Below are 24,691 nucleotides of genomic sequence, written 5' to 3'. Positions count from 1 at the left end.
GGCTCGCCCTGTCGGGCGTGACTTTCGGTCGCGAAAGGGCCGGAAATCCGCGTCGCCGCTACGATTTTGGCACCTGGCGACGGGACTTGAGGAGCGCCCGGCGCTTGGGCAAAGCCCTGCCGGGCGCGTGGCCCGGCAGGGTATCCTGGGCTCAGAGCCCGTTGTCCTTGAGGATCTTGGCCGCGTTCTCCTTGGTGATCCTTTCCGTCGGCAGCGTGATGGTCTTCTCGACCTTCTCGCCGTTCAGGAACTTGATCGCCTGGCGCAGGCCCTCGGCGCCCGGCGTGACATAGGTGAAGGTCGCCGTCAGCTCGCCCTTGTTCACCATCTGCACGCCTTCGTTGGGCAGGCCGTCGATACCGATGAACTTGATGTCCTTCTCGCGCCCGACGTCCTTGGCCGCGAGATAGGCGCCATAGGCCATCGGATCGTTGTGGCCGTAGACGAGATCGATCTTCTCGTTGGTCTTCAGCGCGTTGGCCATGATGTTGTAGGCCTGGTCCTGCTTCCAGTCGCCCGATTGCTGGTCGAGCAGGTATTTGATGCCCGGCTCCTTGTCGGTGAATTCATGGAAGCCGTCATGGCGGTCATGCGCCGGCTGTGTGCCCATGCCGCCCCAGATCTCGACGACGTTGCCGGCGGCCTTGCCCTTGCCGCCCAGGAGCTCGACGGCATATTCACCAGCAGCCCGGCCGATCAGCTTGTTGTCACCGCCGACGAACTGCGTGTAGTCCTTGGTGTCGACATTGCGGTCGAGCAGGAAGACCGGGATCTTGGCGTCGATCGCCTGCTGCACCACGCCGGTGAGACCGGCCGATTCCTTCGGCGACACCAGCAGCGCGTCGACCTCCTGGCGGATCAGGTTCTCGACATCGGCGACCTGCTTTTCGGTCTTGTCTTCGCCGTCGGTGATGATCAGCTCGACTTCGGGATGCTTGGCGGCCTCGGCGATGATGTCCTTGTTGAACTGGGCGCGCCAGGGTTCGATGGTGGTCACCTGCGAGAAGCCGATCTTCCACTTCTTGCCATCGGCAAAGGCATGGCTGGAAAAGAGCGCTGTCGTCGTCAGAAGTGCGGCTGCGAAAGTCGCAAGCTTCAGCATGTCACGTCGTTTCATGGTCCTGTTTCCTCCGGATTATAGAGACGAGGTCTCCTGTGACGGCCGCTTGGCCGCGGCCGTTTCCTTTTGCGCCGCCCGTCCGTTGGGCAGGCTCAGATAGCTGAGAAGGTCGCCGGCGTTGCGCTCCTGCACGAGCACGGTGCCGATGATGATCGCCCCCTTGAGCACCAGCTGGAGGTTCGAATTGATGTTGTGCAGTTGCAGGATGTTGGACAGCAGCCCGAAGATCAGCACGCCGCAGAAAGTGCCGATCAGGCTGCCGCGCCCGCCCATCAGGCTGGTGCCGCCGATGACCACGGCGGCGATGGCGTCGAGCTCCAGCCCGGCGCCGGCGTCCGGCTTGCCTTGCCGGTATTGCGCCACGTAAAGCACCGCCGCGATGCCGGCGAGCAGGCCGGACACCGCATAGGTGGCGATCTTGACACGCCCAGCGGCGATGCCCGAAAGCCGCGCCGCCTCCTCATTGCCGCCGATGGCGTAGACGTAGCGGCCGAAGGGCGTGAAGCGCAGCACCGCGCCGTAGATCACGATCGCGCCGAGGAAGAACAGGCCGGGCATCGGCACGACGCCGAACACCAGCGAGCGCAGGATCTCGAATTCGGCGGTGGCGTTGGAGCCGGTATAGACCGGCAGCACCGCATTGTTCTGGCCGGCGGTCAGCCTGGCGACGCCGAGCGCCGTCACCATCATCGCCAGCGTGACGATGAAGGGCTGCAGCCGCCCGGCGACGATGATGAAGCCGTTGATGGTGCCGAACAGAAGGCCGACGCAAGGCGCCACCAGCAGCACGCCGAGCACGCCGAACTTGGTCTCGACCTGCGGTAGCAGGTACCACAGCGAAAGGCAGCAAAGGAACACGCCGACCACGCCCGGAATGACCAGCCCGCGCACCCTGTCCAGCCGCACCTCGCGGCTGGCGTCCGCCCCGGCGCGGGACTTCTCGATGTTGAGCAGGATGAAGCGGGTGAGAAGCGCGCCGAGGCAGAGAGCCACCAGCGCGGTTGTCGGCACGCCGAGCGCCGCCGACGGCGTGACGCCCGGCACGGTCAGCAGCATGGCGCAGACGACCGAGCAGATCGCCATCAGCGAGCCGACGGAAAGATCGATGCCGCCGGTCAGGATCACCGCCGTCATGCCGGTGGCGATCAGGCCGGTGGTCGACACCTGGCGCAGCACGTCGAGCAGGTTGCCGTAAGACAAAAAGATGTTGTTGCCCTTGGAGCTGATCGGCGAACCGAACACGCCGATCAGGAAGATGGCGATCAGCCCCCAGTAAAGCTTGGTGCGGGAGAGAAGGCTGATGAGGCTCATGCGGCAGGTCTCGCGGTCCTTCGTGGCGCGGCAAGCCGCATGATCGCCTCCTCGCTGGCTTCCGCTCGGGACAGGATTCCGCGCTGGCGGCCCTCCGCCATGACCAGGATGCGGTCGGCCAGATGCAAAAGCTCGGGCAGTTCGGAGCTGATCACGGCGATCGCCAGCCCATCGCCGGCCAGCTTGAAGATGAGGTCGTAGATTTCGCGCTTGGCGCCGACATCGATGCCGCGCGTCGGCTCGTCGAGCAGAAGCACGCGCGGCTGCGTCGCCAGCCACTTGCCGATCACCACCTTCTGCTGGTTGCCGCCCGACAGTGTGCCGGCGGCCTGCTCGATGCTTTCGCAGCGTATGCCGAGCGCGCTCACCGCCTCGCGGGCCAGGCCCTGCTCGCCCGCGCGCGAGCGCAGCCCGAAGCGCGCCAATGCGCCGACCAGCGGCAAGGCGACGTTGTCGGTGATCGAGGCCTTGAGATGCAGGCCTTGCGTCTTGCGGTCCTCCGTCACCAGGGCGATGCCAAGCCGGCGGGCCTCGCGCGGCGAGCCCATCTCGACCGGCGCGCCGTCCAGCTGGATTTCGCCGCCGGTCCGGCCGCCGCTGGAGCCGAAGATCGCTTCCAGGATTTCGGTACGGCCGGAACCCAGCAGCCCGCCGATGCCGAGGATCTCGCCGGCGCAGAGGTCGAAGCCGACGCCGTCGATCACCATGCGCCAGCCATTCCGGTCGGGCTTCGAAAGCGACAGGTCCCTGACCGAGAGCACCACCTTGCCGCCGGGGCCGCGTTCGTGGCCGGAGGAACCCAGAAGATCGCGCCCGACCATGGCGGAGATGATGGCGTCTTCGCTCAGTCCCGCCATGTCCTGCGTCAGCACATGGCGCCCGTCGCGCAGCACCGTCACCCGGCTTGCTAGATGCATGACCTCGTCGATGCGATGCGAGATGTAGACGATCGCAACGCCGCTTGTCGCGAGCTGGCCGATGATGCGGAACAGTCTCTGGCACTCGGCCGGCGACAGCGCCGAGGTCGGCTCGTCCATGATCAGGATGCGCGCCGACTTCGACAGCGCCTTGGCGATCTCCACCAGTTGCTGCTCGCCCACCCTGAGCGCGCCGACCCGCGCTTCCGGATCGAGCTCGATGCCCAGCCGCTGCAGCAGCGCGCTGGCCGTGCGGCTGCTCGCCTTGCGGTCGACGACCAGCCCGGCGATCAGCTTTTCGCGGCCGAGGAAGATGTTGTCGGCGACGCTGAGTTCAGGGACGAGGTTGAGCTCCTGGTGGATGATGGCGATGCCTGCGTCCTCGGCGTCACGGACACCGGTGAAATGAACGGTCTGGCCGTCGATCGCCACGGCGCCTTCATAGTCGGTATAGACGCCCGAGAGGATTTTCATCAGCGTCGACTTGCCGGCGCCGTTCTCACCCATCAGCGCATGCACCTCGCCGGGCCTGAGATCCAGCTTCACGTCGGACAACGCGGTGATGCCGCCAAATCGCTTGGAAATGCCTGTCGCGCTCAGGACGACGGCGGGACCGTCGGCGGCCGCATTGCCAGTCGTGTTGGAATCAGCGCGCTGCATGGCAAAGGACGGCCTCCCTCCGTCGTCTTCGATTGCCTGAACGCTAATCGAAACGTTTCGAACGTGTCAAGCGCATATCTGGTTGTTGAGGATTGGTGCATTTCAATTCTTGCGAAAAACGCCGGGTTTACGTAGGTTTAGCCAAATAAGGGTGGCTAAACGTTTCGAAAATGACGATGTCAGGGCGGAAAAAACAGCGGAAATCCACGGCGCCGACCATGCTGCATGTGGCGGAGGCGGCGCGCGTGTCCGTGGCCACCGTGTCAGCATTGCTCAACGGCACCGCCACCGTCAGTCCCGAGCTTACCCAGCGCATCGAGCAAGCGATCCGCGACATCGGCTACAAGCGCAACGCCATTGCCCGCAGCCTCAAGATGGGCACCACGCGAACCATCGGGCTGACCGTCCCTCACATCACCAACCCGTTCTTCACCGATGTCGTTTCGGTCATCCAGCAGGCGTTCGACCGCGCCGGCTATGCCGTCATGCTGTGCTGCACGGACGAGGATTTGAACACGCAGGACGAGCAGATCCGCCTGCTGCTCGATCGCATGGTCGACGGGCTGATCGTGGCGCGCGTCGGCGACGGCGGCATTTTGAAGGGCATCGTCGAGGACGCCAATGTGCCAGTGGTGCTGCTCGACCGCCTCTGCCAAGGCGTCGACACCGATGCGGTGGTGCTGGACAACCAGCGCGCCGTGTTCGACGCCATCACCTATCTGATCCATCTTGGCCACAGGCGCATCGGCTACATTACCGGCACCTCCGACATATCCACCATGCGAGACCGCATGACCGGCTACCGCGAGGCGCTGCAGGCGGCTGGCCTGCCGGTGGCGGAGGAGCTCGTGCGCTCCGGCAATTTCCACGAGATCGACGGCTACAACGCGACCATGCAGCTCTTGTCGCTGCACGACCGGCCAAGCGCGATCTTCTCGGCCAACAACCCGATGGTGATCGGCACCATGAAGGCGATCCGCGACATCGGCCTTAGCTGCCCCGAGGACATTTCGGTCGCTTGCTTCGACGATTTTCCGTGGTCGGACGTGTTCGTGCCGCAGCTGACCACGGTGGCGCAGCCGGTACAGGCGATCGGCGAGCAGGCGGCGAACCTCCTGCTCGACCGGCTGGCCGGCAACCGCGACGCTCCGCCGCGCAAGCTCGTGCTGAAGGGCCGGCTGATGATCCGCAATTCTTGCCGGCCGCTCGGCGCGGTCGCGCAGACCGTCAGCGCGTAAATCCGAAGGAGCTCTCGCAGAGCAGCTGCAGCCTCGGAAAGATGCGCCGGCCGCCGGCGGTCACCCGGGTGCCTTTGCCTAGCACCGTCTTCGGATCCGCTTTCAGCACCGTGCCGCCCGCCTCCTCGACCAGCAGCATGCCGGCCAGGCAGTCCCAGGCGTTCATATGCTCTTCAATATAGCCGAGCAGCCGGCCGGACGCCGCATAGGCAAGCATCAGCGCGCCCGAGGCGTTGCGGTAGAAGACGCCGCCCTCCCCCAATATCAGGGTGATGAGCACGACGACATTCTTGGTCGAAACGCGGTTGGAAAGCCCGGTGCCGACCGAGCCTTCGGACAATGACGCCGCGTTGCTGGCCTTGATAGGCTTGCCGTTGAGGAAGGCGCCGCCGCCGCGGCGGCCGTAGAACGTCTCGTCGGTCGAAGGCTCATGGATGACGCCGACAATCGTCTCGCCATCCTTGGCGCAGGCGATCACCACGCACCAGGCCGGAATGCCGCGCACGAAATTGGCGGTGCCGTCGATCGGGTCGATCACCCAGACATGACCGGTTGTTCCGGTTACCGCCGCGTGCTCCTCGCCGATGATGCCGTCGCCGGGATAGGCCTCGGCGATCGCCGCGCGGATGAACAGCTCGACCTCGCGGTCGCCCTCGGAAACCAGGTCCTGATGGCCCTTGCTCTCGACGGTCAGATTGTCGAGGTCGCGAAAGTATTTCAGCCCCAGCTCGCCGGCGCGCCGCGCCAGGTCGATGGCAAAATGCATGCGGTCGTCGAGGTCATGGGTCACGGGAAACTCTTGGCTGAGAACGGACGCCTGTGCCCTTAGCAGACCAATATGTCAGGCAAAAGCCGTGCGCGATCAGGCGGCCTTCGACATCGATTTGTGCACGTCGGCGAGGATCTCGAAGGAACGCACGCGCGCCGCGTGGTCGAAGCACTGCGCCGTCACCATCAATTCGTCGGCGCCGGTGCGGCGTACGAAGGCATCGATGCCCTGGCGCACCGTCTCCGGCGAACCGACGACGGCGCAGGACAGCGCCTGGGCAAGCATGCTCTTCGCCATCGGATCGAGATCGCGGTCGTAATTCTCGACCGGCGGCGGCAACTGGCCGGGCCGGCCGCTGCGCAGATTGACGAAGGCCTGCTGCAGCGAGCTGAACAGAAGCTTCGCCTCGGCGTCGGTCGGTGCTGCAAAGACGTTAAGGCCGAGCATCACATAGGGCTTGTCGAGCTGCGCGGACGGCTGGAAGCGCGTGCGATAGACGTCCAGCGCATGGTCGAGCTCGGCCGGCGCGAAATGCGAGGCAAACGCATAGGGCAGGCCAAGCAGTGCTGCGAGCTGCGCGCCATAGAGGCTGGAGCCGAGGATCCAGACCGGCACGGTCTGGCCCTCGCCGGGCACGGCGCGGATGCGCTGGCCCTCCTCGGCCGGCTGGAAATAGCCCATCAGCTCGACCACGTCCTGCGGGAAGTTGTCGGCGCTTTCGAGGTTGCGGCGCAAGGCGCGGGCCGTCAGCATATCGGTGCCCGGCGCGCGGCCGAGGCCTAGATCGATGCGGCCGGGGAAAAGGGCGGCCAGCGTGCCGAATTGTTCGGCGATCACCAACGGCGCATGGTTTGGCAGCATGATGCCGCCGGCGCCGACGCGGATCGTCTTCGTCCCTCCGGCGACATGCGCGATCACGACGGACGTCGCGGCGCTCGCAATGCCCGGCATGTTGTGGTGCTCGGCCAGCCAGTAGCGCCTGTAGCCCAGCCGTTCGGCATGGCGGGCAAGGTCGAGCGAATTGGCCAGCGACTGTGTGGCAGTGCTGCCTTGCGTGATCGGCGACAGGTCGAGAACCGAAAGGGCCGTCATTGCTCAGGTCTCCACGATGCGTTTTTCCCGCAGCCTCGCCTCGAAGGCGGGGCGGTCCGGGATGACGATGGCGAGCTGGTTCTCCAGCACGTCGGCGAGTTCGATGGCCGTCGCGATCTCGCGCTGCTCGCTGCGGCCGCCGGCATGGTGCGTCGACAGCCGGTTGTTGCGCAGCGCATAACGCCGGTCGGGCAGCGCCAGCGCGGCCACCAGTGTCGACAGGAAATGCGAGCTTGGATGCGTCGACAGGAAGTGGCTGGCGACCCGGTAGTCGACCTCATGGGCCTGGCTCATGTCGAAGCGGTAGAGCGTGCGCCAATCATCGCCGATATTGGCCTGCAAGCGGAAATGGTCGCCGGTCTCGACAATGCGAAAAGCTTCGTGCGGCGTGTCTTGCTCCAGCCCGGGTTCCAGCAGCAGCGGCGCCGTCAGCGTCAGGCCGCCGAAGCCGACATCGGCGATATAGATGCGGCCGCCAAGCTCGATGCGCAGCAACATGTGGCTGCGCGCGGTAATAGTGTCATCCGGCTGGCCCCACAGCACACGGGCGGCGAGCCCGCTGACGGCGAAGCCCAGCGCTTCAAGCGCGTGCATGAAGATCAGATTGTGCTCGAAGCAATAGCCGCCGCGACCCTGGCGAAAAATCTTGTCCTGCAGCGAGGCGATGTCGAGCCCGACCGAAACGCCCATCAAGGCATCGATGTTCTCGAACGGGATCGCCCGCGGGTGGGTGGCGTGCAGCGCCTGCATCGTGCCGAGCGAAACCTCGGTCGGCCCGCCGTAGCCGATGCGGGTGAAATAGCCATCGAGATCGAAGTCGCTCATTCAGGGGACAGGTCCGGCTTGACCGGTCCGATATAGGCACTGGTCATCGGTGTCGCAAACAACGGCCGAGGTTTGGGATTGGGCCAGTGTCAGGGTCTGGAAGTGTCAGGCTGTGGAAGTGTCAGGGTGTGGATTTGTGATTGTTTTCGGCCGGCTCTTCCTCGATGGCCATGGATTGCTGCGCCGCGAGGAAGTTGCCGACATGGCTCAAGCCCTCGAAATGGTCGCAGAAGACCTTGATGACGACCAGCAACGGCACCGCCATCAGCGCGCCGACGAAGCCCCATAGCCATGACCAGAAGGCGATGGCGATGAAGATCGCCACCGCGTTGATCTCGAGGCGCCGCCCGACCACCATCGGCGTCACGAACTGGCCCTCGACGATGTCGCACAACACCACGAAAGCCGGCGCCAGCAGCGCATAGGCAATCGTGTCGAAGCTGATCAGCGCGATGACGGCGACGAGCAGGATAGTCGTCAGCGCGCCGACATAGGGCAGGAAATTGAGCAGCGCCGCCGTCGCCCCCCAGACCAGCGGATTGGGCATGCCGAGCCCCCACAGGCCCAGCCCGATGACCGTGCCGAGGCCGGCGTTGATGACGGAGACCGTGAGCAGATAGTGCGAGATCTCGCGCTCGACGTCATAGACGACGCGCAACGCCCGCTTCTTCTGGGTCATGCTGGTGAAGGACTGGACGATCTTCTCGTAGAACAGCGTGCCGGAGGCGAGCAGGAACAGTGACAGCACGAAGACGATGGTGATCGAGGTGCCCGCTTCCAGAATATTGCTGGCCGCCGTGGACAGGAAGCCGGAAGGCGCCACCGTCACCCGCTGCACGCCCGGCTCCTGCGAGGTCTCGGTCAGCGCCTCGAGCTGATGCGCGAGATCCATCACCCGCTCGAGCGGCCGCTTGAACGGCGCCAGCCGCTCGGTCAGCTGCTGGCCGATCGAATAGGAGTTGTTGATGAGATCGATGACCGGGCCGCTGAGCAAATAGCCCGCGGCGGCGAAGACGAAGATGGAGAAGAGCACCAGAAACGTCGCCGAAACCACCTCCGGAACGCCATGCTTGCGCAGGAAGCGCACGATCGGTGTCAGCGTCAGTGCCAAAAGGAAGGCCAGCATCACCGGCATGAAGAATGCGCGGGCGAAATACAGCGCTGCGATCGTCATCAGAATGAAGATCCCGATCACCAGCGACCGCGTGAGGCGCATGTCCGCGCGCGCATCGGCACGCGCATCAGGGCTTTCGGCAACGCTCGCGCCCGAAGCGATCGGTTCGGCTTTCATCGGTTCCCTCAGGAGCACCGCACCCAGTGCAATCGCCGAAGAAAACGTGCCCGCCGCGCCAAGGTTCCGTTAGCCGGCGGTCCTCACAAGGCCAGCGGCAGCCGCCGATCAGGCGGCCGGCGCCGCGATGGCGGGCGCGGCCTTGGCCGTTTCCTTGCGCACGATCGGCGCCACCCTGGTGCCATAGAGCTCGATCGCCTTCATGATCTTGGCGTGCGGCATGGTGCCGATCGCCATTTGCAGCAGGAAGCGGTCGTTGCCGAAGATCTTGTGCTGGGCGACGATCTTTTCCGCCACAGCCTCAGGATTGCCGACGAAGAGTGCGCCGTTCGCCGCGCGCGCCTGATCGAAATGCGCGCGCGAGGTCGGGCCCCAGCCGCGCTCGCGGCCGATGCGGTTCATCACCTCGGCCTGCGGTCCGTAGAAATCGTCGGCCGCCTGTTCGGTCGTCTCGGCGATGAAGCCGTGCACGTTGATGCTGGTGGCAAGCGTTGCCTGATCGGTGCCGGCGCGCCGCGCCGCCTCGCGATAGATATCGAACAGCGGCGCGAAACGCGCCGGCTCGCCGCCGATGATGGCCAGCGCCAGCGGCAGGCCGAGCACGCCGGCGCGGGCGGCGGATTGCGGTGTTCCACCGATGGCGATCCAGATCGGCAGTTTTTCCTGCAACGGACGCGGATAGACACCGCGGCCGTTGATCGGCGCGCGCAGCTTGCCCTGCCACGTTACTGTCACCTGGTCGCGGATGGCGAGCAACAGGTCGAGCTTCTCGGCGAAGAGCTCGTCATAGTCCTCGAGATTGTAGCCGAACAGCGGGAAGGATTCGATGAAGGAGCCGCGCCCGGCCATGATCTCGGCGCGGCCGTTGGACAGAAGGTCGAGCGTCGCGAATTGCTGGAAGACGCGCACCGGATCGTCGGAGGAAAGCACCGTGACCGCGCTGGTCAGGCGGATGCGCTTCGTGCGTTCGGCCGCCGCGGCCAGCGCCACGACCGGCGCCGAGGCGGCATAGTCGGGGCGGTGATGCTCGCCGAGGCCGAACACGTCGAGGCCGACCTGGTCGGCCAGCTCGATTTCCTCGATTAGGTTGCGCAGCCGCTCCTGCGGGCCGATCGCGCCGGCACCCGGCTCCGGGCTGACATCCGCGAAAGTATAAAGGCCGAGTTCCATTGCCGGTGTCCTTAGCTGTCATGTTCGCTTGGTGTTTCGGCGCTAGAGGTAGCGCCGCGCCGCGCCACCCACCAGTGGCGCGAACGGTGAACAGTCCATCGACGCTGGGCGTAGCTCCACGGCAACAGCTCAGATTTTCATGGCTGGCATACCGTTTTGGCGCTTGAACTCCCCGGTTTCGCGCGTATGTAAGCGTCGCGAATAGACTGCAAGGAAGTGGACTTGGCTATCTACAGGGAAAAAGACATTTTCGAGCGGCGCAATGCCGCGAACGAGGCAAAGAAGGCGCTCCTGGAGCGCTTCAAGGCAAAGCCGGCGGCGGATGATCCCGCAGTGTTGGCCAAGCAGGCCGAACGCAAGGCGATCCTCGAGGCCCGCGCCATCCGCGAGGCGGAAAAGGCAAGGCTGAAGCAGGAAAAGCTGGCGCGCGAGGCGGCTGAGAAGGCCGAACGCGAGGCAGCAGCCGAAGCGGCGCGTATTGCAGCCGAAGAGGCGGCGCAGGCCGAGGCCAAAATCCGTGAAGCCGAGGAGAACGAGCGTATCTCCCGTCTGCTTTCGGATGAGGCTGAACGCAAGGCCAAGCGTGACGCACGCTATGCCGCCCGCAAGGCACGCGTCGGCCGCACGCCTCCGGGCTTCTCCGCCCGCTAAGTTCGGGTTCGTCAGGAAAATGGCTCAGGGTCGCCGAAAGCGGCCCTGAAGGCGTTTGTGCTACGGATAGCGAGCTAATGCATGTCGCCCAGAAGTGCGCAGCGGTTCTGGGACAACGACATGCATCAAAACAAAAACTTAAAGCGCGTCGCCTGAATCCGTTTGAGCGCGACGCGCTTTAGGCGACCAGTTTCAGGCCGACGATGCCGCAGACGATCAGGCCGATGCAGGCGAGCCGGACAATCGTCGCCGGCTCGCCGAGCAGCCAGATGCCAAGCAGCGCCGTGCCGACGGTGCCGATGCCGGTCCACACCGCATAGGCCGTGCCGACGGGCAGCGTCTTCAGCGCCAGGCCGAGCAGGCCGAGGCTGACGATCATCGAGGCAATGGTGAGAAGGGTCGGCAGCAGCTTGGAGAAGCCGTCGGTATATTTGAGGCCGATCGCCCAGCCGATCTCGAACAGGCCGGCGAAGAAAAGAAAAATCCACGACATCGAAAACACTCCGTCATTCCAGCATCGCTTGAGATGCTTGGTGGCGGGTCGTCCCGGCCGGTTTTTCGGGGAAGCGAGGTCGTCCTCGCTCCTTTGATATAGGGCGGCCTGTTTTCCGATCACCAAAACACCGGCAGCATTGTCATGCCGCCGGTTCAAAAGTCTGCCTTGAGCCGGATCGACCGAATTCGGCCGCTACTTTTCCTTGATGCGCATCGCCTTGACCGGCGGCGCCTTCGGAGCCGGGGCTGCAGCGGGCTTCTTGGCGTCCTTCTTCGGCTTGCGGGCTTCCTTGCCCGCCTTCATCGCACCTTTAGCCATGATTCGCTCCTCCGATTATGGACGTGCAAGTGAAACAAGAGAAATGCTGGACCGCAAGAGGGTAGCGCCTGTCGCAGCCGACAGCCGCGCGCTTTCAACCGGTTTCTAATTTGCTCGTAAACCGCGTCGGTCCGTGCAATGGTCTTCTTCGCACTGCAGCAGCATCAGCCGGCCTTCGCCGGAGCGATGATCAAGCAGCCGGTCAGGGAGAAAATGCGAATTCACATCGGCTGCGAGATGGCCTTCGACTTTCCGCAAGAAGCGCCACTGATCGCCATGCTCAACGTCCACTACTCCCGCGCTTCCGATCTTGAGCGGCCGGATTTCCTGACCTCTACGCCGCCAGTGCCGATCCAGAGCTACCGCGACAGCTTCGGCAATTGGTGCAACCGACTGGTTGCCCCTTCGGGACGTTTTACCTTCGGCACCGATGCCGTCATCCGCGATACCGGTACCTTCGAGATGGGTGACCTGTTGGCCTCGCAACACGAGGTGCGTGACCTGCCATCGGACACACTCTTGTTCCTGCTGCCCAGCCGTTATTGCGAAAGCGATGTGCTGGCAAACGACGCCTGGCGGTTGTTTGGCCACACCCCTCTCGGCGTTCCGCGCGTCCAGGCAGTCTGCGACTTCGTTCACAACCATATCGTCTTCAACTACGGCAATGCGCGGCCCACGCGCACCGCGGCGGAGGCCTACCGCGAGCAGAGCGGCGTCTGTCGCGATTTTGCCCATCTCGCTGTCGCCTTTTGCCGTGCGCTTAACATTCCGACCCGCTATTGCACTGGCTATATCAGCGACATCGGCCTGCCAAAACCCTGGGCTTCGATGGATTTCGCCGCCTGGATGGAGGTCTATCTCGGTGGGCGCTGGCACGCTTTCGATCCGCGCAACAATGCCCCGCGCATCGGCCGCATCCTGATTGCCTCCGGCCGCGACGCGGCTGATGTGCCGCTGACCCATATCTTTGGACCGGGCACGCTTGCCGGTTTCAGAGTATGGACCGACGAAGTCGTCGAATAACAGTTTCGCGTCACGAGCCGCCTCCCGCTTTGAACGACCGGACCGTCAGCGCGTTGTGCATATCTGTGGAGCTTTGGCCGGCAGGCCACTAAGGTCGGTCGTATCGGACAGGTCAGGAACAGATGGCAGGCCACGCCGGCTCGAAAAAAGTGATTTACGCAGCGCTAGCCGGCAATCTGGCGATCGCCGTGACCAAATTCGCGGCGGCCGCCTTCACCGGTTCGTCCGCCATGCTGTCGGAAGGCGTGCATTCGCTGGTCGACACAGGCAACGGCGCGCTGCTTCTCTATGGCATGCACCGCGCCGCGCGGCCGCCCGACCGCACCCACCCGCTCGGACACGGGCGCGAGCTTTATTTCTGGAGTTTCATCGTTGCGCTTCTGGTGTTCGCGCTCGGCGCCGGCGTTTCCTTCTACGAAGGCGTCATCCACATCATGGCGCCGGAGCCGGTCGTCAACGCCAAGGTCAACTATGTCGTGCTTGGTCTGTCTTTCCTGTTCGAAGGGAGCTCCTGGCTGGTGGCGCTGAAGGAATTCCGGCAGCAGAAGGGCGGCCAGGGCTGGTTCGAGGCAATTCACCGAAGCAAGGATCCGAGCGTCTTTACGGTGCTGTTCGAGGACAGCGCCGCTTTGCTTGGCCTGATCGTCGCCTTCGCCGGCATACTGGCGGCCGAAATCATGAAAATGCCCGAGCTCGACGGCGTCGCCTCGATCGGCATCGCGCTGATCCTGGGCGCGACGGCGATCTTCCTGGCGCGCGAAAGCAAGAGCCTGCTGCTCGGCGAGCCGGCCTCGCCGCAGGTGCAGAAGCGGGTGCTGGCGATCGCCCAGCAAGACCCTGCGGTGCAGCGGGCGAACGGCATATTGAGCGTCCATATCGGTCCGGAGGAAATCGTCGCCGGCTTGAGCATCGAATTCGAGGATCACCTCACCGCGCCCGAGATCGAGGCCTGCGTCGAGCGCCTGGAGGCAAGGCTCAAGACGGAAATGCCGCAAATCTCAAGGCTCTTCGTCAAGCCGCAGGCGACTGGCACATGGGAGCAGCGGCGCAAGGCCATCGCCGAGGTCTCGGAGGAGGGTTAGGTTCAATGCAGCGAGTTTGTGAGGAGAAGGAACGATGAAGATCGACGGCGGATGCCATTGCGGCGCGATCGCCTACGAGGCGGAGGTCGATCCGGAAAAGACCTCGATCTGCCACTGCACCGACTGTCAGCAACTGACCGGCACCGCCTTCCGGGTTACCGTCCCGGCGCCGGAAAGCGACTACCGGATCACCCGGGGCGCGCCGAAGATCTACATCAAGGTCGTGGCAAGCGGCGCCAGGCGCGCCCAGGCTTTTTGTGCCGATTGCGGCTCGCATCTTTACGCGACGTCGGTCGGCGATGGTCCGAAGGTCTATGGGATCAGAGTCGGGACCGCCAGGCAGCGTCAGGACTTGGTCCCGAGACAACAGAAATGGCACCGGTCAGCCCTGCATTGGCTCCCGGAATTCGAGGGCATGGCGACGACGGAAGAGCAGTAGCGCTGTCGGATCGGCCCGCTGGCGCAAGCCTCGGCAATTGGCCGAATCCTGCGCGTCTTCGTCATCCTCGGGCTGGACCCGAGGATCCATGCCGAGACCTTAGCCGAAGTGTGCAACGGTGCGGAATTCTGTAACCGTTGCAACGTCTTAGCGTCACGGCATGGAGTCTCGGGTCTGCGCGCGTCGCTTCGCTCCTTGCTCCGCCCTGGAATGACGAAGCGATGGGCGTTCTGGCCAATCTCCAAGGTATGCGACCTTGCAGGCGAGGAAGTCCGCGTTCAGCGGCCTACTCGTCGCCTTCGACGACGCGCAGCCTCAACTGGCCGGTCTTTGAATCGGCCACGCGCGGACCGCCTTCGGCCTTTGGCGCCGCACTTCGCGCGGCCTCGGTCTCGCCCTCGGCGAATTCCAGCGCCTCGATCTTCTGGCCGCGCTTGGTCACCTTCGATGTCGAAACCAGGATGTCGTCGATGTCCCGCGCCGCCTGGCCGAAATGCGTCTGCAGCCGGCGCACGCGCTCGTCGACGCGCCCCACGTCCTCCATCAGCCGAATGACCTCGCCCTGGATCAGATGTGCCTGCTCTCGCATGCGGGCGTCCTTGAGGATCGCCTGGATGACCTGGATCGACAGCATCAGCAACGAGGGCGAAACGATGACGACGCGGGCGCGATGCGCCTTCTGCACCACCGCCTCGAAATTCTCGTGGATTTCGGCGAACACCGATTCCGACGGCACGAACATGAAGGCGGTGTCCTGCGTCTCGCCCTGGAGCAGGTATTTTTCGGCGATATCGCGGATATGCACCTCGATGTCGCGCCGGAAAGCCTGCGCCGCCGCCTTCTGCATGTCGGCGCCTTCGGCGGCACGGATGGCGTTCCAGGCTTCGAGCGGGAACTTGGCGTCGATGGCCAGCATCGGCGCGCCGTTGGGCATCCGCACCAGGCAATCGGGCCGGCTGCCGTTGGAGAGGCTGGCCTGGAATTCATAGGCGCCATGCGGCAGGGCGTCGGCGACGATCGCCTCCATACGCGACTGGCCGAAGGCGCCGCGTGTCTGCTTGTTGGAAAGGATCGCCTGCAGCTGCACGACCTGGCCGGCCAAGGACTGGATGTTGCCTTGCGCGGTGTCGATCACCGCCAGCCGCTCCTGCAGCTTGGCAAGGCTTTCATGCGTCGACTTGGTCTGCTCGGCCATGGTCTGGCCGAGACGGCCGGTCATGGCGTCGAGCCGTTGTCCGAGCGACTGGGTAAGCTCGGCCTGCCGCGTCCCGAACACTTCGGCGATCGCGCCCATGCGTCCGTGCATCTCAGCCTGCGACCGCAGGACGTCGGCGATGCGCGCCTCGGTGTCCCGGGCATGGTCGGCCGCTTCGGCCGCGGCCACCGCGCGCGCCTTGCCCGCGCGCCACAAGGCCACGGCCAATCCTACAAACAGCGACAGCAGCAGCAACACGCCGAAACCCAGCGCCTGGCCGAGCGTGATCGTGGAGGCGCCGAGCCGCGCGATCGGTTGTGAAAGGATGGTGGTCATGTCGTTCATTTGGCCAGCATAACCGATTCGGCCGCGTGGCACAGATCAAAACGTGAACAGGCCGATTCCACACCGGTTGACGCTTTTCCAACGACGTCTTAGGTGAGACGCCATGTCGATCAAGCCGCTCATCATTCTCCCCGATCCCGTCCTGCGCCAGCTTTCCAAGCCGGTCGAGCGCGTCGATGCCGATTTGCGCAAGCTGGCCGACGACATGCTGGAAACCATGTATGACGCGCCGGGCATCGGCCTTGCGGCCATCCAGGTCGGCGAGCCGCGACGGCTGCTGGTCATCGACCTCGCCAAGGAAGGCGAGGAGCCTCAGCCGCATGTCTTCATCAATCCGGAAGTGCTCGAGAGTTCCGACCAGCGTTCCGTCTATGAGGAAGGCTGCCTGTCGATTCCCGACTATTACGCCGAGGTCGAGCGCCCGGCCTCGGTGCGGGTGAAGTATCTCGACCGCGACGGCAGGCTTCAGGAGATTCAGGCGGAGGGGCTGATGGCCACCTGCCTGCAGCACGAGATCGACCATCTCAACGGCGTGCTGTTCATCGACCACATCTCGAAGCTGAAGCGCGACATGGTGGTGCGGAAGTTCAAGAAGCTCGCCAAGGACAAGGCGCCGGGCAAGATGGTGGGCTAAGGGCCGTTTCGGTCGCGCGAGCACCTGAGCCTACCGCAAGACAGGATCGCAGGACATCATGCCGCTTCGCGTCATCTTCATGGGCACGCCGGATTTTTCCGTGCCGACCTTGCGCGCCATCGCCGAGGCCGGCCACGAGATCGCGGCCGTCTACACGCAGCCGCCGCGCGCCGCAGGCCGGCGCGGGCTGGAACTGACGCCGTCCCCGGTGCAGCGCGAGGCCGAGCGGCTGGGGCTCGACGTGCGCACGCCGACATCGCTGAAAAGCGAGGCCGAGCAACAGGCTTTTGCCGCCTTGCAGGCCGATGTCGCGGTCGTCGTCGCCTATGGCCTGCTGTTGCCGAAAGCGGTTCTCGAGGCGGCCAGGCTCGGCTGTCTCAACGGCCATGCCTCGCTTTTGCCACGCTGGCGTGGTGCTGCTCCCATCCAGCGTGCGATCATGGCCGGAGATAGCGAAACCGGCATGATGATCATGAAGATGGAAGAGGGTCTGGACACCGGACCGGTGGCATTGGTTGAAAAAGTCGCCATCGCACCCGATATGACGGCCGGCGAATTGCATGACCGCCTGATGGCACAAGGCGCTTCGCTGATGGTCGAGGCGCTCGCCCAGTTGGGGATAAATTGTCTGACATTTACCCCGCAGGCAACGGCAGGGGTGACCTACGCCCGAAAGATCGATAAATCGGAGACACGCGTAGACTGGACGCGGCCTTCTGGCGAAGTCCACAATCACATTCGCGGCCTCTCGCCCTTCCCGGGCGCGTGGTGCGAGGTCGAAATTGGCGGCCGCATGGAGCGGCTGAAACTGCTTCGCTCGACGCTCTCGGATGGCGTCGGCGAGTCGGGAGGAATTCTCGATGACCGGCTGACGGTTGCCTGCGGGGCAGGCGCGGTCAGGCTGGTCGAAGTTCAACGGGCGGGCGGAAAGCCTGCCGCCGCGCAGGAGTTTTTGCGCGGAGCCAAGATCGAAAAAGGAATGAAACTCACATGAGCATGATGTCGATACGCGCGGCGACGCCGCGGGATCGCGAGGCGATCCGCCTCGTCGAAGAGCATGCCTTTGGCCAGCAGGCGGAAGCCGGCCTGGTCGATGCCCTTGTCACCGGCGGCGATGCCGTCGTCGAGCTGGTTGCCGAGGAAGACGGCCAGGTCGTCGGCCATATTCTTTTCTCGCGGCTTTTCGTGCGAAACGGCGCCAAAGAGTTCGCGGCTGTCGCGCTTGCGCCGCTGGCGGTCGAGCCCTCCTTTCACGGCACCGGCATCGGCGGCGCGCTGATCCGCGAGGCGCATGTGCGCCTCAAGGAAGCCGGCGAGAAATTGGCCGTGGTTCTGGGCGATCCGGTCTATTACGGCCGCTTCGGTTATAGCCATGCCCGCGCCGGGAAGTTCGAGAGCGAGTATCAGGGCGAGGCGCTGCAGGCGCTGGCCTGGGGCGACGCGCCCGAGACCGGCAGGCTGGTCTACGCTTCGGCCTTCACCGCTTTGGCCGCCTAGAGCATGATCCCGAACCGAAGGTCCGCGTTCGCGAAAAGTGGGAACCGGTTTTCGGGTAAGATCATGCTCCACCGAGAAAACAGGGTCTCGTCTCAGACATCGGTAATTGTCTGAACATGCCGCGTTTTCGGCTCGATATCGAATATGACGGCAGCCAGTTCGCCGGCTGGCAGCATCAAGCCGACCAGCCCTCGGTGCAGCAGGCGATCGAGCAGGCGATCGAAAAGTTCTGCGGCGAAGACCTGAGAATACGTGCCGCCGGCCGCACCGATGCCGGCGTGCACGCCACCGCCCAGGTGGCGCATGTCGACCTCAGCAGGGACTGGCCGGCCGACAAGGTGCGCGACGCCGTCAACGCCCATCTGCAGGCGGCCGGCGCGCGCGTCGCCGTCCTGAAAGCCGCCGTCGTCGCCGTCGGTTTCGACGCGCGCTTTTCGGCCACCCGCCGCCACTATCTCTATCGCATCCTCAACCGCCGGGCACCGGCGGCGCTGGAAAAGGGCAAGGCCTGGTGGGTGCCGAAGCGCCTCGACGCCGAGGCCATGCACGACGCGGCCAAGGTGCTACTCGGCCGGCATGACTTCACCACCTTCCGCTCCACCCAGTGCCAGGCCGAAAGCCCGGTCCGCACGCTCGACCGCCTCGACGTCAGCCGCGCTGGCGATTTCATCGAGGTCCGCACCTCGGCGCGCTCGTTCCTGCACAACCAGGTGCGCTCGATGGTGGGATCGTTGCGGCGCATCGGCGACGGCTCCTGGGGCGCCGCCGATCTCAAGGCGGCGCTCGAAGCGCGCGACCGTGCGGCTTGCGGCCAGGTGGCGCCGCCGGATGGGCTTTTTCTCGTCGGGGTGGATTACCAGGAAGCCATCTGAAGGACGCTTCGATCAGCCGGTGTCGCCTTCAGCGAGTTCGTCCGACCAGTTCGCTCCGCCATAGAACAGGCGCAAAATGACGACCCGCTCAGGCTCCACGACGAAAGCGACGGTTACCCGGCGCTCAAATCCAACGACGCGAAGGTCGGGCCGCACACCATCACGACGCGTGCCGCGTTCAGAGCCATGTTCGAGGCGCTCGCAGAACGCCCGTATGCGACCGTCATGGCGGTCCGCCGTGGCAGGGCTGCTGGGTTCAGCAATGATGGTGTAGATGCGATCGAGATCGTTGCTACATCAAGCGTGTAGATGACGGTCCGCCGCTTCACGGTTTCTTCTGCGAATGGGTCGCGTGGCGCTTGCGCGCCCGTTCGGCCATGTCCTCCGGCGAAATGCCTTTGCCGGGAATTGCCTTCCACGCATCATAGGTCGAAGCGACTTCCTCGCGCAGCCAGCGCTCCACTGCGGCGTCACGCTCCTGAAGGGCGCGAAGCCCGGCGCGGATGACTTCGCTGCTGGTTGCATAGGTGCCGGAGCGCACAAGCTGATCGATGAAGGCGGCTTGCTCCGCCGGCAGGCTGAAAGTGCGTTTTTCGGTGGCGGACATGGGTTCGCGCTCCGCGAGGACAGCAGTATGAAATTATCATACCATTCCGGCTCGAAAATGAGAGGCGCCATCTGTTGGGCAAAGATCAGCCCGTGGTGCCATCCGGGAAGTCGATGCCGAGCAGCGCCTGCAGGCCGAACAGGACGAGCAGCGAGGCGATGAACATGCCGACAAAGACGGCTGTGCCCACGGCGGCGCCCTTGCCGATCGATGCATTGGTCATGCGCCACGTCAGCACCATCGACAGCGCGAACAAGAACAGCGACACCAGGCTGTTGACGTCGCTGGTGGAGGGCAGGAAAAGCCTGAGCAGCGCCGAGGGCAGCATCAGCCAGGCGATGATCGCCGATGTCCAGTTGGACGCGACGACATAGTGGACGAAGCGGCCGCCGATGCCGGCACGCGGCGCGACCAGCGCCAGCGCCACCAGCGGCAGCACCCAGGAGCCGATATCGACGGTCGCCAGCCGTATCAGCATGCCGAGACGCCCGGCGAAGGCGTCAGGGTCGCCGATCTCATTGGCGATGCCGACCCAGCCGACGATCAGCGCCGGCGCCGCCACGACGATGGCGAAGAAGGAATTCCAGAAACCGTCGGCCGAAAGGTCGAGCAGGCGCAAGCCGTCGGCCTTGCCGAGCATCAGCCGCCAGGCGCCGGCCAGCGAAGCATAGGTTTCGTCCGCCGAAAGCATGGTCACGAAAGGCCTTGTCCGAACCAGTCTTCGATGAAGCGTTCGTAGATTTGCGTCAGCGTCTCGAGGTCGGCAAGCGCGACGCGCTCGTCCACCATATGCATGGTCTTGCCGACCAGGCCGAACTCGACCACCGGGCAATAATCCTTGATGAAGCGCGCGTCCGACGTGCCGCCGGAGGTGGAGAGTGCCGGCGTCTTGCCGACCACCGCCTTGACCGAACCGCTCAGCTTATCGATCAACTTGTCGTCGCGGGTGAGGAAGACATGGCTCGGCCGGTCGCGCCAGACGAGCTCGTAGTCGACCGGCGTCTTCTTGTCCGGCCGGTATTTCTTGCGGCCCGCTGCCTGGTCGAGCCGGTTGTGGATCTCGGCCTGGACCGATTCGGCATCCCAGGTGTCGTTGAAGCGGATGTTGAAAATGGCCGTCGCCTTGGCCGGGATGACGTTGGTCGCCGGATTGCCGACGTCGATCGACGTCACTTCGAGATTGGTCGGCTGGAAATCCTTCGTGCCCTTGTCGAACACCGGATGGAGCAGCGCGTCGACCAGGCTCATCAGCCCGCGCACGGGGTTGTCGGCAAGCTGCGGATAGGCGGCATGGCCCTGGCGTCCGTTGACGGTCACGCTGCCCGACATCGAGCCGCGCCGGCCGATCTTGATCATGTCGCCGAGCGCATCCGGATTGGTCGGCTCGCCGACGATCGAGGCGTCCCATTTCTCACCCTTGGCCGCCGCCCAGTCGAGCAGCTTGGTGGTGCCGTTGATGGCCGGTCCTTCCTCGTCGCCGGTGATCAGCAGCGACACCGAGCCTTTCGGGCCGCCATTCTTCGCGACATGGCGCGCCACGGCGGCGATGAAGCAGGCGATGCCGCCCTTCATGTCGACGGCGCCCCGGCCATACATCTCGCCATTGGCGATTTCGGCGGCGAAGGGCGGATGCGTCCAGGCCACCTCGTCGCCCACCGGCACGACATCGGTATGGCCGGCAAACATCAGATGCGGGCCGTTGCCGGAGCGCCGCGCATAGAGGTTTTCGATGTCCGGCGTGCCGTCTTCCGAGAACACCGGTCGCTCGACCGAGAAGCCGAGAGGCTTCAGCATACCCTCCAGCGCGGCAAGCGCCCCACCTTCGGCGGGCGTCACGGAAGGACAGCGGATCAGGGCGGCAAGATTGGCGGCGGGATCGGTCGGCAATGTCATGGGCAAAGCGATAGTCGAAAGCGTTTGTCGTGTCACGATGGCAGATCATCGCCGGTCATGCCGCCGACAATATGGTTTTCATGGCGTATAAATGCATGCCGCCCAGAAGTGTGCAGCGGTTCTGGGAGAAACGACATGCATCATGGCAAGCCGTGAGCCAAGCGAGGACGAATGCATGGGCGGTGCAACAAGCACGATCGCGATAGCTGGCGCCGGCAGCATCGGCTGCTATGTCGGCGGCTGCCTGGCGCTCGCCGGACGCAAGGTCGTCTTCCTTGGCCGCGGCCGTGTCGTCGAGGCGATGCGCGAAAGCGGGCTGCGCGTCAGCGATCTTGACGGCCGCGACCGCCGCGTCGAAGCGCAGGCGATTTCGGCGACCGACGATCCGGCAACCGCGCTGCGCGACGCGGACGTCATCCTGGTGACGGTAAAGAGTGGCGCGACCGGCGAGATGGCCGGGCTGATCGCCGCCCACGGGCGCCCGGAAGCCGTGGTGGTCAGCCTGCAGAACGGCGTCGACAATGCCGACAGGCTGCGCGCCGCGCTCCCTGGACGGCGGGTGCTGACCGGCATGGTCATGTTCAACGTCGTCCAGTCGCCCGACGGCGAGACGCCGTTGCGTGCGCATCGCGCCAGCCAGGGCGAGGTGATGATCGACGACGGCGTCGATGGCCTCGTCGGCCTGCTCGACGTCGACGGGCTTGCCGTCGAAGCGCGCGCCGACATGAAGGCGGTGCAGTGGAGCAAATTGCTGATGAACCTCAACAATGCCCTGGTGGCGCTCTCCGACCTGCCGCTGGCAAGGCAACTGGCCGACCGAAGCTGGCGCGCCATCCTCGCCGCCGAGATCGACGAGGCGCTTGCCGCGATGCGAGCGGCGGGCATAGCGCCGGCGCGCATCACCGGCCTGCCGCCGTCGCTGCTGCCGAAAGTGCTGCGCCTGCCCGACTGGCTGTTCGGGATTCTGGCGCGCCGCATGCTGGCGATCGACCCTCAGGCGCGCTCGTCGATGTGGGACGACCTCAAACGCGGCCGCCCGACCGAGATCGACGAATTGCAGGGCGCGGTCATTCGCCTGGCCAAGCAAGCGGGCATCCCGACGCCGCTCAACGAACGCGTGACCGCGCTGGTGCGTCAGGCGGAAGCGGCAAAGCGCGGTCCGCCGGGGCTGACGCCGGACGAGGTCAGCGGCGGTCCTCGATCAGCGTGATCTTCTGCCAGATCTTGCGCGACAGGTTGGAGGACAGGTTCTCGATATCGTTGACGGCATTGACGACGACATCGTCATTGACCGACTGCGCGAACAGCGCCGCGATCTTGCCGGTGATCGACAGCATTTCCGAGCAATAGTCGAGATAGCGCGCCAGATCGGCCGCGTTGGTGATGCGGGCGGGCGAGTGCGAGGTCGGCTTGAAGTCGGCCGACAAGGTCGCCGGATCCTTGGTCAACTGGTGCATGTCGATGACATGGATCAGCGAGCGCAGCCCGTGCAGCTGCCGGAACACCTGCTTGCGCTTGATCCGCTCTTCCGTGCGGATCAGCGCCAGCAGCCCGAGCACCGCCAGGATCACCGTATTGATCGTCGCCTCGATGCCCTGCATCGACTGCACGGCATCGTCGGCGCCCGAAATGCGGTCGAGCGGCAGGATGGTGCCGACGAACAGGAACATCGCCACGCCGGCGATGAAGGCCGCGACGATGACGCCGCGCAGCCACCAGATCGGCGCTTCCAGCTCCTTGGCGGCCTTGGCGAGATCTTGCGACAGCGACACCAGTTCGGCGGCGACGGCGCTGAGGCCTCTTTCCGGGAACCGCTCGGCGACACGCTCCTCCAGCCTTTGGGCGGTCTCGATGATCCGCGTCGGATCGAGCGTGCGGTAGCGCATGGCGACCTCAGCTATCGCCCGGCGCGTTGGTGCGCCTGCCGTAGCGGTTCGGTCCGGGATCGCTGCGGAAACAGGCGAGGATGATGAGCAGGATCGGACCGATGATGAGCGAGATCAGCGCGAAATAGGTCGGCTTGCCGAAATCATGGAAGCGCTTTGCCGTAACCGCGAAGGTGGCCCAGGCCGAGATCAACAGCACGCCCCAGCATATCATGGCCCAGTTCTGGCTGGCGGTCGTGTTCAGCTCCACCCGCGCGAACTGGTAGAACGGGAAGAACTGGACAAGCACCAGCAAGATCCCGGCCAGCGCATAGGCGACCGGGCTCAGCCGCCCCGAAAGGCTGAAGAACAGCCAGAGGAATTGCGATCTCTCAGACAACCGCGTCCGCTCCGTTAAAGCAATGTCTCCCGAAAGTGGGAACCGGTTTCGGGACAAAGACATGCGCAAGAAAACCTAAAGCGCAGGGAGCGAATCTGAAAGATCGCGACGCGCTTTACGCAGGATCAATCGCGCAGCAATTCGTTGATCGAGGTCTTCGAACGGGTCTTGGCGTCGACGCGCTTGACGATGACGGCGCAGTAGAGGCTCGGGCCCGGCTCGCCATTGGGCAGCGGCTTGCCCGGCAGCGATCCGGCGACAACCACCGAGTTCGGCGGCACTTCGCCGTAAAACACCTCGCCGGTGGCGCGGTCGACGATCTTGGTTGACTGGCCGATGAACACGCCCATGCCAAGCACCGAGCCCTCGCGCACGATGCAGCCTTCGACCACTTCGGAGCGCGCGCCGATGAAGCAATTGTCCTCGATGATGGTCGGGCCGGCCTGCATCGGCTCCAGCACGCCGCCGATGCCGACGCCGCCGGAAAGATGCACGTTCTTGCCGATCTGGGCGCAGGAGCCGACCGAAGCCCAGGTGTCGACCATGGTGCCCGAATCGACATAGGCCCCGACATTGACGAAGGACGGCATCAGCACGGCGCCCGGCGCGACATAGGCTGAGCGGCGCACGATCGAGGACGGCACGGCGCGGAAGCCGGCCTTCTCGAAGTCGACGGCGCTCCAGCCGTCGAATTTGGACGGCACCTTGTCCCACCACACGGCCTGACCCGGACCGCCCTTGATGATCTCCATCGGATTCAGCCGGAAGGAGAGCAGCACCGCCTTCTTCAGCCACTGGTTGACGTGCCACTTGCCGTCGTCCTGCTTTTCGGCGACGCGGGCGATGCCGCGATCGAGCAGGTCGAGCGCCGCCTGGATGGCCTCGCGCGTCTCGCCGCGCGTCGCTGCCGAAATCGTGTCGCGCTCCTCGAAAGCCTTTTCGATGGTCTTTTCGAGGCTCGCCAGATCAGGCTTCGACATG

Annotated in this window: 28 protein-coding genes; 10 read left to right on the top strand and 18 right to left on the bottom strand. The window is 64.7% G+C overall.

Annotated features, from left to right (window positions below; genetic code table 11):
* Nucleotides 1–151: 151 nt before the first annotated feature.
* From AC0YKC_RS12290 to AC0YKC_RS12280, 3 genes are read right to left on the bottom strand one after another with little or no spacing between them, the layout of a single operon-like run.
* The gene (locus tag AC0YKC_RS12290) at nucleotides 152–1,117 is read right to left on the bottom strand and encodes a substrate-binding domain-containing protein (RefSeq protein WP_488511211.1); all 966 of its coding nucleotides are present in this window, start codon (nucleotides 1,115–1,117) and stop codon (nucleotides 152–154) included.
* An 18-nt stretch (nucleotides 1,118–1,135) separates the two neighbouring features.
* A complete protein-coding gene (locus tag AC0YKC_RS12285; protein ID WP_488511209.1) occupies nucleotides 1,136–2,431 on the bottom strand; it encodes an ABC transporter permease in 1,296 nt (431 codons plus the stop codon).
* Nucleotides 2,428–4,008 (bottom strand): sugar ABC transporter ATP-binding protein, encoded by a 1,581-nt coding sequence (locus AC0YKC_RS12280; RefSeq protein WP_488511208.1) that lies wholly within the window; start codon nucleotides 4,006–4,008, stop codon nucleotides 2,428–2,430. Before AC0YKC_RS12280 ends, AC0YKC_RS12285 begins: the two co-directional genes overlap by 4 nt.
* A gap of 218 nt (nucleotides 4,009–4,226) precedes the next feature.
* Between AC0YKC_RS12280 and AC0YKC_RS12275 the strand changes: the two genes are divergently transcribed.
* Nucleotides 4,227–5,246: a LacI family DNA-binding transcriptional regulator gene (locus AC0YKC_RS12275; protein ID WP_488511207.1), complete on the top strand. Its 1,020-nt coding sequence runs from the start codon at nucleotides 4,227–4,229 to the stop codon at nucleotides 5,244–5,246.
* Here the strand turns inward: AC0YKC_RS12275 and AC0YKC_RS12270 are convergent.
* The 5 genes from AC0YKC_RS12270 to AC0YKC_RS12250 all read right to left on the bottom strand — a co-directional run bounded on the left by AC0YKC_RS12270 (nucleotide 5,236) and on the right by AC0YKC_RS12250 (nucleotide 10,393).
* On the bottom strand, nucleotides 5,236–6,036 hold the full coding sequence (locus AC0YKC_RS12270) for an inositol monophosphatase family protein (RefSeq protein WP_320293886.1): 801 nt from the start codon (nucleotides 6,034–6,036) through the stop codon (nucleotides 5,236–5,238). The two genes, AC0YKC_RS12275 and AC0YKC_RS12270, sit on opposite strands and share 11 nt — an antisense overlap.
* A gap of 72 nt (nucleotides 6,037–6,108) precedes the next feature.
* On the bottom strand, nucleotides 6,109–7,107 hold the full coding sequence (locus AC0YKC_RS12265; protein WP_488511206.1) for an LLM class flavin-dependent oxidoreductase: 999 nt from the start codon (nucleotides 7,105–7,107) through the stop codon (nucleotides 6,109–6,111).
* A 3-nt stretch (nucleotides 7,108–7,110) separates the two neighbouring features.
* The gene (locus tag AC0YKC_RS12260; RefSeq protein WP_488511205.1) at nucleotides 7,111–7,932 is read right to left on the bottom strand and encodes an arylamine N-acetyltransferase family protein; all 822 of its coding nucleotides are present in this window, start codon (nucleotides 7,930–7,932) and stop codon (nucleotides 7,111–7,113) included.
* 121 nt (nucleotides 7,933–8,053) lie between these two features.
* Nucleotides 8,054–9,223: an AI-2E family transporter gene (locus AC0YKC_RS12255; RefSeq protein ID WP_320293889.1), complete on the bottom strand. Its 1,170-nt coding sequence runs from the start codon at nucleotides 9,221–9,223 to the stop codon at nucleotides 8,054–8,056.
* Nucleotides 9,224–9,331: 108 nt separating this feature from the next.
* On the bottom strand, nucleotides 9,332–10,393 hold the full coding sequence (locus AC0YKC_RS12250; protein ID WP_488511203.1) for an LLM class flavin-dependent oxidoreductase: 1,062 nt from the start codon (nucleotides 10,391–10,393) through the stop codon (nucleotides 9,332–9,334).
* A gap of 222 nt (nucleotides 10,394–10,615) precedes the next feature.
* Here AC0YKC_RS12250 and AC0YKC_RS12245 point away from each other — a divergent pair, with 222 nt between their 5' ends.
* Nucleotides 10,616–11,044 carry a DUF6481 family protein gene (locus tag AC0YKC_RS12245; protein ID WP_320293891.1) on the top strand — a complete coding sequence of 143 codons (429 nt, stop codon included), beginning with the start codon at nucleotides 10,616–10,618 and terminating at the stop codon, nucleotides 11,042–11,044.
* A gap of 178 nt (nucleotides 11,045–11,222) precedes the next feature.
* Here the strand turns inward: AC0YKC_RS12245 and sugE are convergent, their stop codons facing one another.
* Both sugE and AC0YKC_RS12235 read right to left on the bottom strand, forming a co-directional pair.
* Complete coding sequence (sugE, locus tag AC0YKC_RS12240; protein ID WP_320293892.1) at nucleotides 11,223–11,537, bottom strand: quaternary ammonium compound efflux SMR transporter SugE; 315 nt, start codon at nucleotides 11,535–11,537, stop codon at nucleotides 11,223–11,225.
* Between the two features lie 195 nt (nucleotides 11,538–11,732).
* Nucleotides 11,733–11,858: a hypothetical protein gene (locus tag AC0YKC_RS12235; protein WP_095819016.1), complete on the bottom strand. Its 126-nt coding sequence runs from the start codon at nucleotides 11,856–11,858 to the stop codon at nucleotides 11,733–11,735.
* A gap of 213 nt (nucleotides 11,859–12,071) precedes the next feature.
* On the opposite strand from AC0YKC_RS12235, the gene AC0YKC_RS12230 reads away from it, so the two are divergent.
* From AC0YKC_RS12230 to AC0YKC_RS12220, 3 genes are all read left to right on the top strand, one after another.
* The gene (locus AC0YKC_RS12230) at nucleotides 12,072–12,881 is read left to right on the top strand and encodes a transglutaminase-like domain-containing protein (RefSeq protein ID WP_434725601.1); all 810 of its coding nucleotides are present in this window, start codon (nucleotides 12,072–12,074) and stop codon (nucleotides 12,879–12,881) included.
* Between the two features lie 122 nt (nucleotides 12,882–13,003).
* Nucleotides 13,004–13,963 carry a cation diffusion facilitator family transporter gene (locus AC0YKC_RS12225; protein ID WP_320293893.1) on the top strand — a complete coding sequence of 320 codons (960 nt, stop codon included), beginning with the start codon at nucleotides 13,004–13,006 and terminating at the stop codon, nucleotides 13,961–13,963.
* A 34-nt stretch (nucleotides 13,964–13,997) separates the two neighbouring features.
* Nucleotides 13,998–14,402 (top strand): GFA family protein, encoded by a 405-nt coding sequence (locus tag AC0YKC_RS12220; protein ID WP_488511202.1) that lies wholly within the window; start codon nucleotides 13,998–14,000, stop codon nucleotides 14,400–14,402.
* A gap of 286 nt (nucleotides 14,403–14,688) precedes the next feature.
* Here the strand turns inward: AC0YKC_RS12220 and AC0YKC_RS12215 are convergent, their stop codons facing one another.
* Nucleotides 14,689–15,942 (bottom strand): DNA recombination protein RmuC, encoded by a 1,254-nt coding sequence (locus tag AC0YKC_RS12215; protein ID WP_488511201.1) that lies wholly within the window; start codon nucleotides 15,940–15,942, stop codon nucleotides 14,689–14,691.
* 103 nt (nucleotides 15,943–16,045) lie between these two features.
* On the opposite strand from AC0YKC_RS12215, the gene def reads away from it, so the two are divergent.
* From def to truA, 4 genes are all read left to right on the top strand, one after another.
* The gene (gene def / locus AC0YKC_RS12210) at nucleotides 16,046–16,576 is read left to right on the top strand and encodes a peptide deformylase (protein ID WP_434724712.1); all 531 of its coding nucleotides are present in this window, start codon (nucleotides 16,046–16,048) and stop codon (nucleotides 16,574–16,576) included.
* A 58-nt stretch (nucleotides 16,577–16,634) separates the two neighbouring features.
* Nucleotides 16,635–17,570 (top strand): methionyl-tRNA formyltransferase, encoded by a 936-nt coding sequence (gene fmt / locus AC0YKC_RS12205; protein ID WP_488511200.1) that lies wholly within the window; start codon nucleotides 16,635–16,637, stop codon nucleotides 17,568–17,570.
* Nucleotides 17,567–18,073 (top strand): GNAT family N-acetyltransferase, encoded by a 507-nt coding sequence (locus AC0YKC_RS12200; protein WP_434724714.1) that lies wholly within the window; start codon nucleotides 17,567–17,569, stop codon nucleotides 18,071–18,073. The genes fmt and AC0YKC_RS12200 overlap by 4 nt, the downstream gene beginning before the upstream one ends.
* 116 nt (nucleotides 18,074–18,189) lie before the next feature.
* Entirely contained in the window at nucleotides 18,190–18,945 is a 756-nt protein-coding gene (gene truA, locus AC0YKC_RS12195; RefSeq protein WP_488511199.1) for a tRNA pseudouridine(38-40) synthase TruA, read from the top strand.
* Between the two features lie 12 nt (nucleotides 18,946–18,957).
* On the opposite strand, the gene AC0YKC_RS12190 is transcribed toward truA, so the two are convergent.
* From AC0YKC_RS12190 to dapE, 4 genes are all read right to left on the bottom strand, one after another.
* Complete coding sequence (locus tag AC0YKC_RS12190) at nucleotides 18,958–19,209, bottom strand: type II toxin-antitoxin system RelE/ParE family toxin (RefSeq protein ID WP_488511325.1); 252 nt, start codon at nucleotides 19,207–19,209, stop codon at nucleotides 18,958–18,960.
* Between the two features lie 61 nt (nucleotides 19,210–19,270).
* Nucleotides 19,271–19,552: a type II toxin-antitoxin system ParD family antitoxin gene (locus AC0YKC_RS12185; RefSeq protein WP_488511198.1), complete on the bottom strand. Its 282-nt coding sequence runs from the start codon at nucleotides 19,550–19,552 to the stop codon at nucleotides 19,271–19,273.
* 85 nt (nucleotides 19,553–19,637) lie between these two features.
* Nucleotides 19,638–20,243 carry a transporter gene (locus AC0YKC_RS12180; protein ID WP_488511324.1) on the bottom strand — a complete coding sequence of 202 codons (606 nt, stop codon included), beginning with the start codon at nucleotides 20,241–20,243 and terminating at the stop codon, nucleotides 19,638–19,640.
* Between the two features lie 2 nt (nucleotides 20,244–20,245).
* Nucleotides 20,246–21,445 (bottom strand): succinyl-diaminopimelate desuccinylase, encoded by a 1,200-nt coding sequence (gene dapE / locus AC0YKC_RS12175; RefSeq protein ID WP_488511197.1) that lies wholly within the window; start codon nucleotides 21,443–21,445, stop codon nucleotides 20,246–20,248.
* A 175-nt stretch (nucleotides 21,446–21,620) separates the two neighbouring features.
* Between dapE and AC0YKC_RS12170 the strand changes: the two genes are divergently transcribed.
* Entirely contained in the window at nucleotides 21,621–22,655 is a 1,035-nt protein-coding gene (locus AC0YKC_RS12170; protein WP_488511196.1) for a 2-dehydropantoate 2-reductase, read from the top strand.
* Here the strand turns inward: AC0YKC_RS12170 and AC0YKC_RS12165 are convergent.
* The 3 genes from AC0YKC_RS12165 to dapD all read right to left on the bottom strand — a co-directional run bounded on the left by AC0YKC_RS12165 (nucleotide 22,630) and on the right by dapD (nucleotide 24,690).
* Complete coding sequence (locus AC0YKC_RS12165; RefSeq protein WP_320293904.1) at nucleotides 22,630–23,331, bottom strand: hypothetical protein; 702 nt, start codon at nucleotides 23,329–23,331, stop codon at nucleotides 22,630–22,632. The two genes, AC0YKC_RS12170 and AC0YKC_RS12165, sit on opposite strands and share 26 nt — an antisense overlap.
* Nucleotides 23,332–23,338: 7 nt before the next feature.
* Entirely contained in the window at nucleotides 23,339–23,710 is a 372-nt protein-coding gene (locus AC0YKC_RS12160; RefSeq protein WP_320293905.1) for a DUF805 domain-containing protein, read from the bottom strand.
* A gap of 125 nt (nucleotides 23,711–23,835) precedes the next feature.
* A complete protein-coding gene (gene dapD / locus AC0YKC_RS12155; protein WP_320293906.1) occupies nucleotides 23,836–24,690 on the bottom strand; it encodes a 2,3,4,5-tetrahydropyridine-2,6-dicarboxylate N-succinyltransferase in 855 nt (284 codons plus the stop codon).
* Nucleotide 24,691 lies beyond the last annotated feature (1 nt).

It is taken from the genome of Mesorhizobium sp. CNPSo 4661, assembly GCF_057784215.1.
This window is presented reverse-complemented; position numbering and strand designations above follow the sequence as displayed.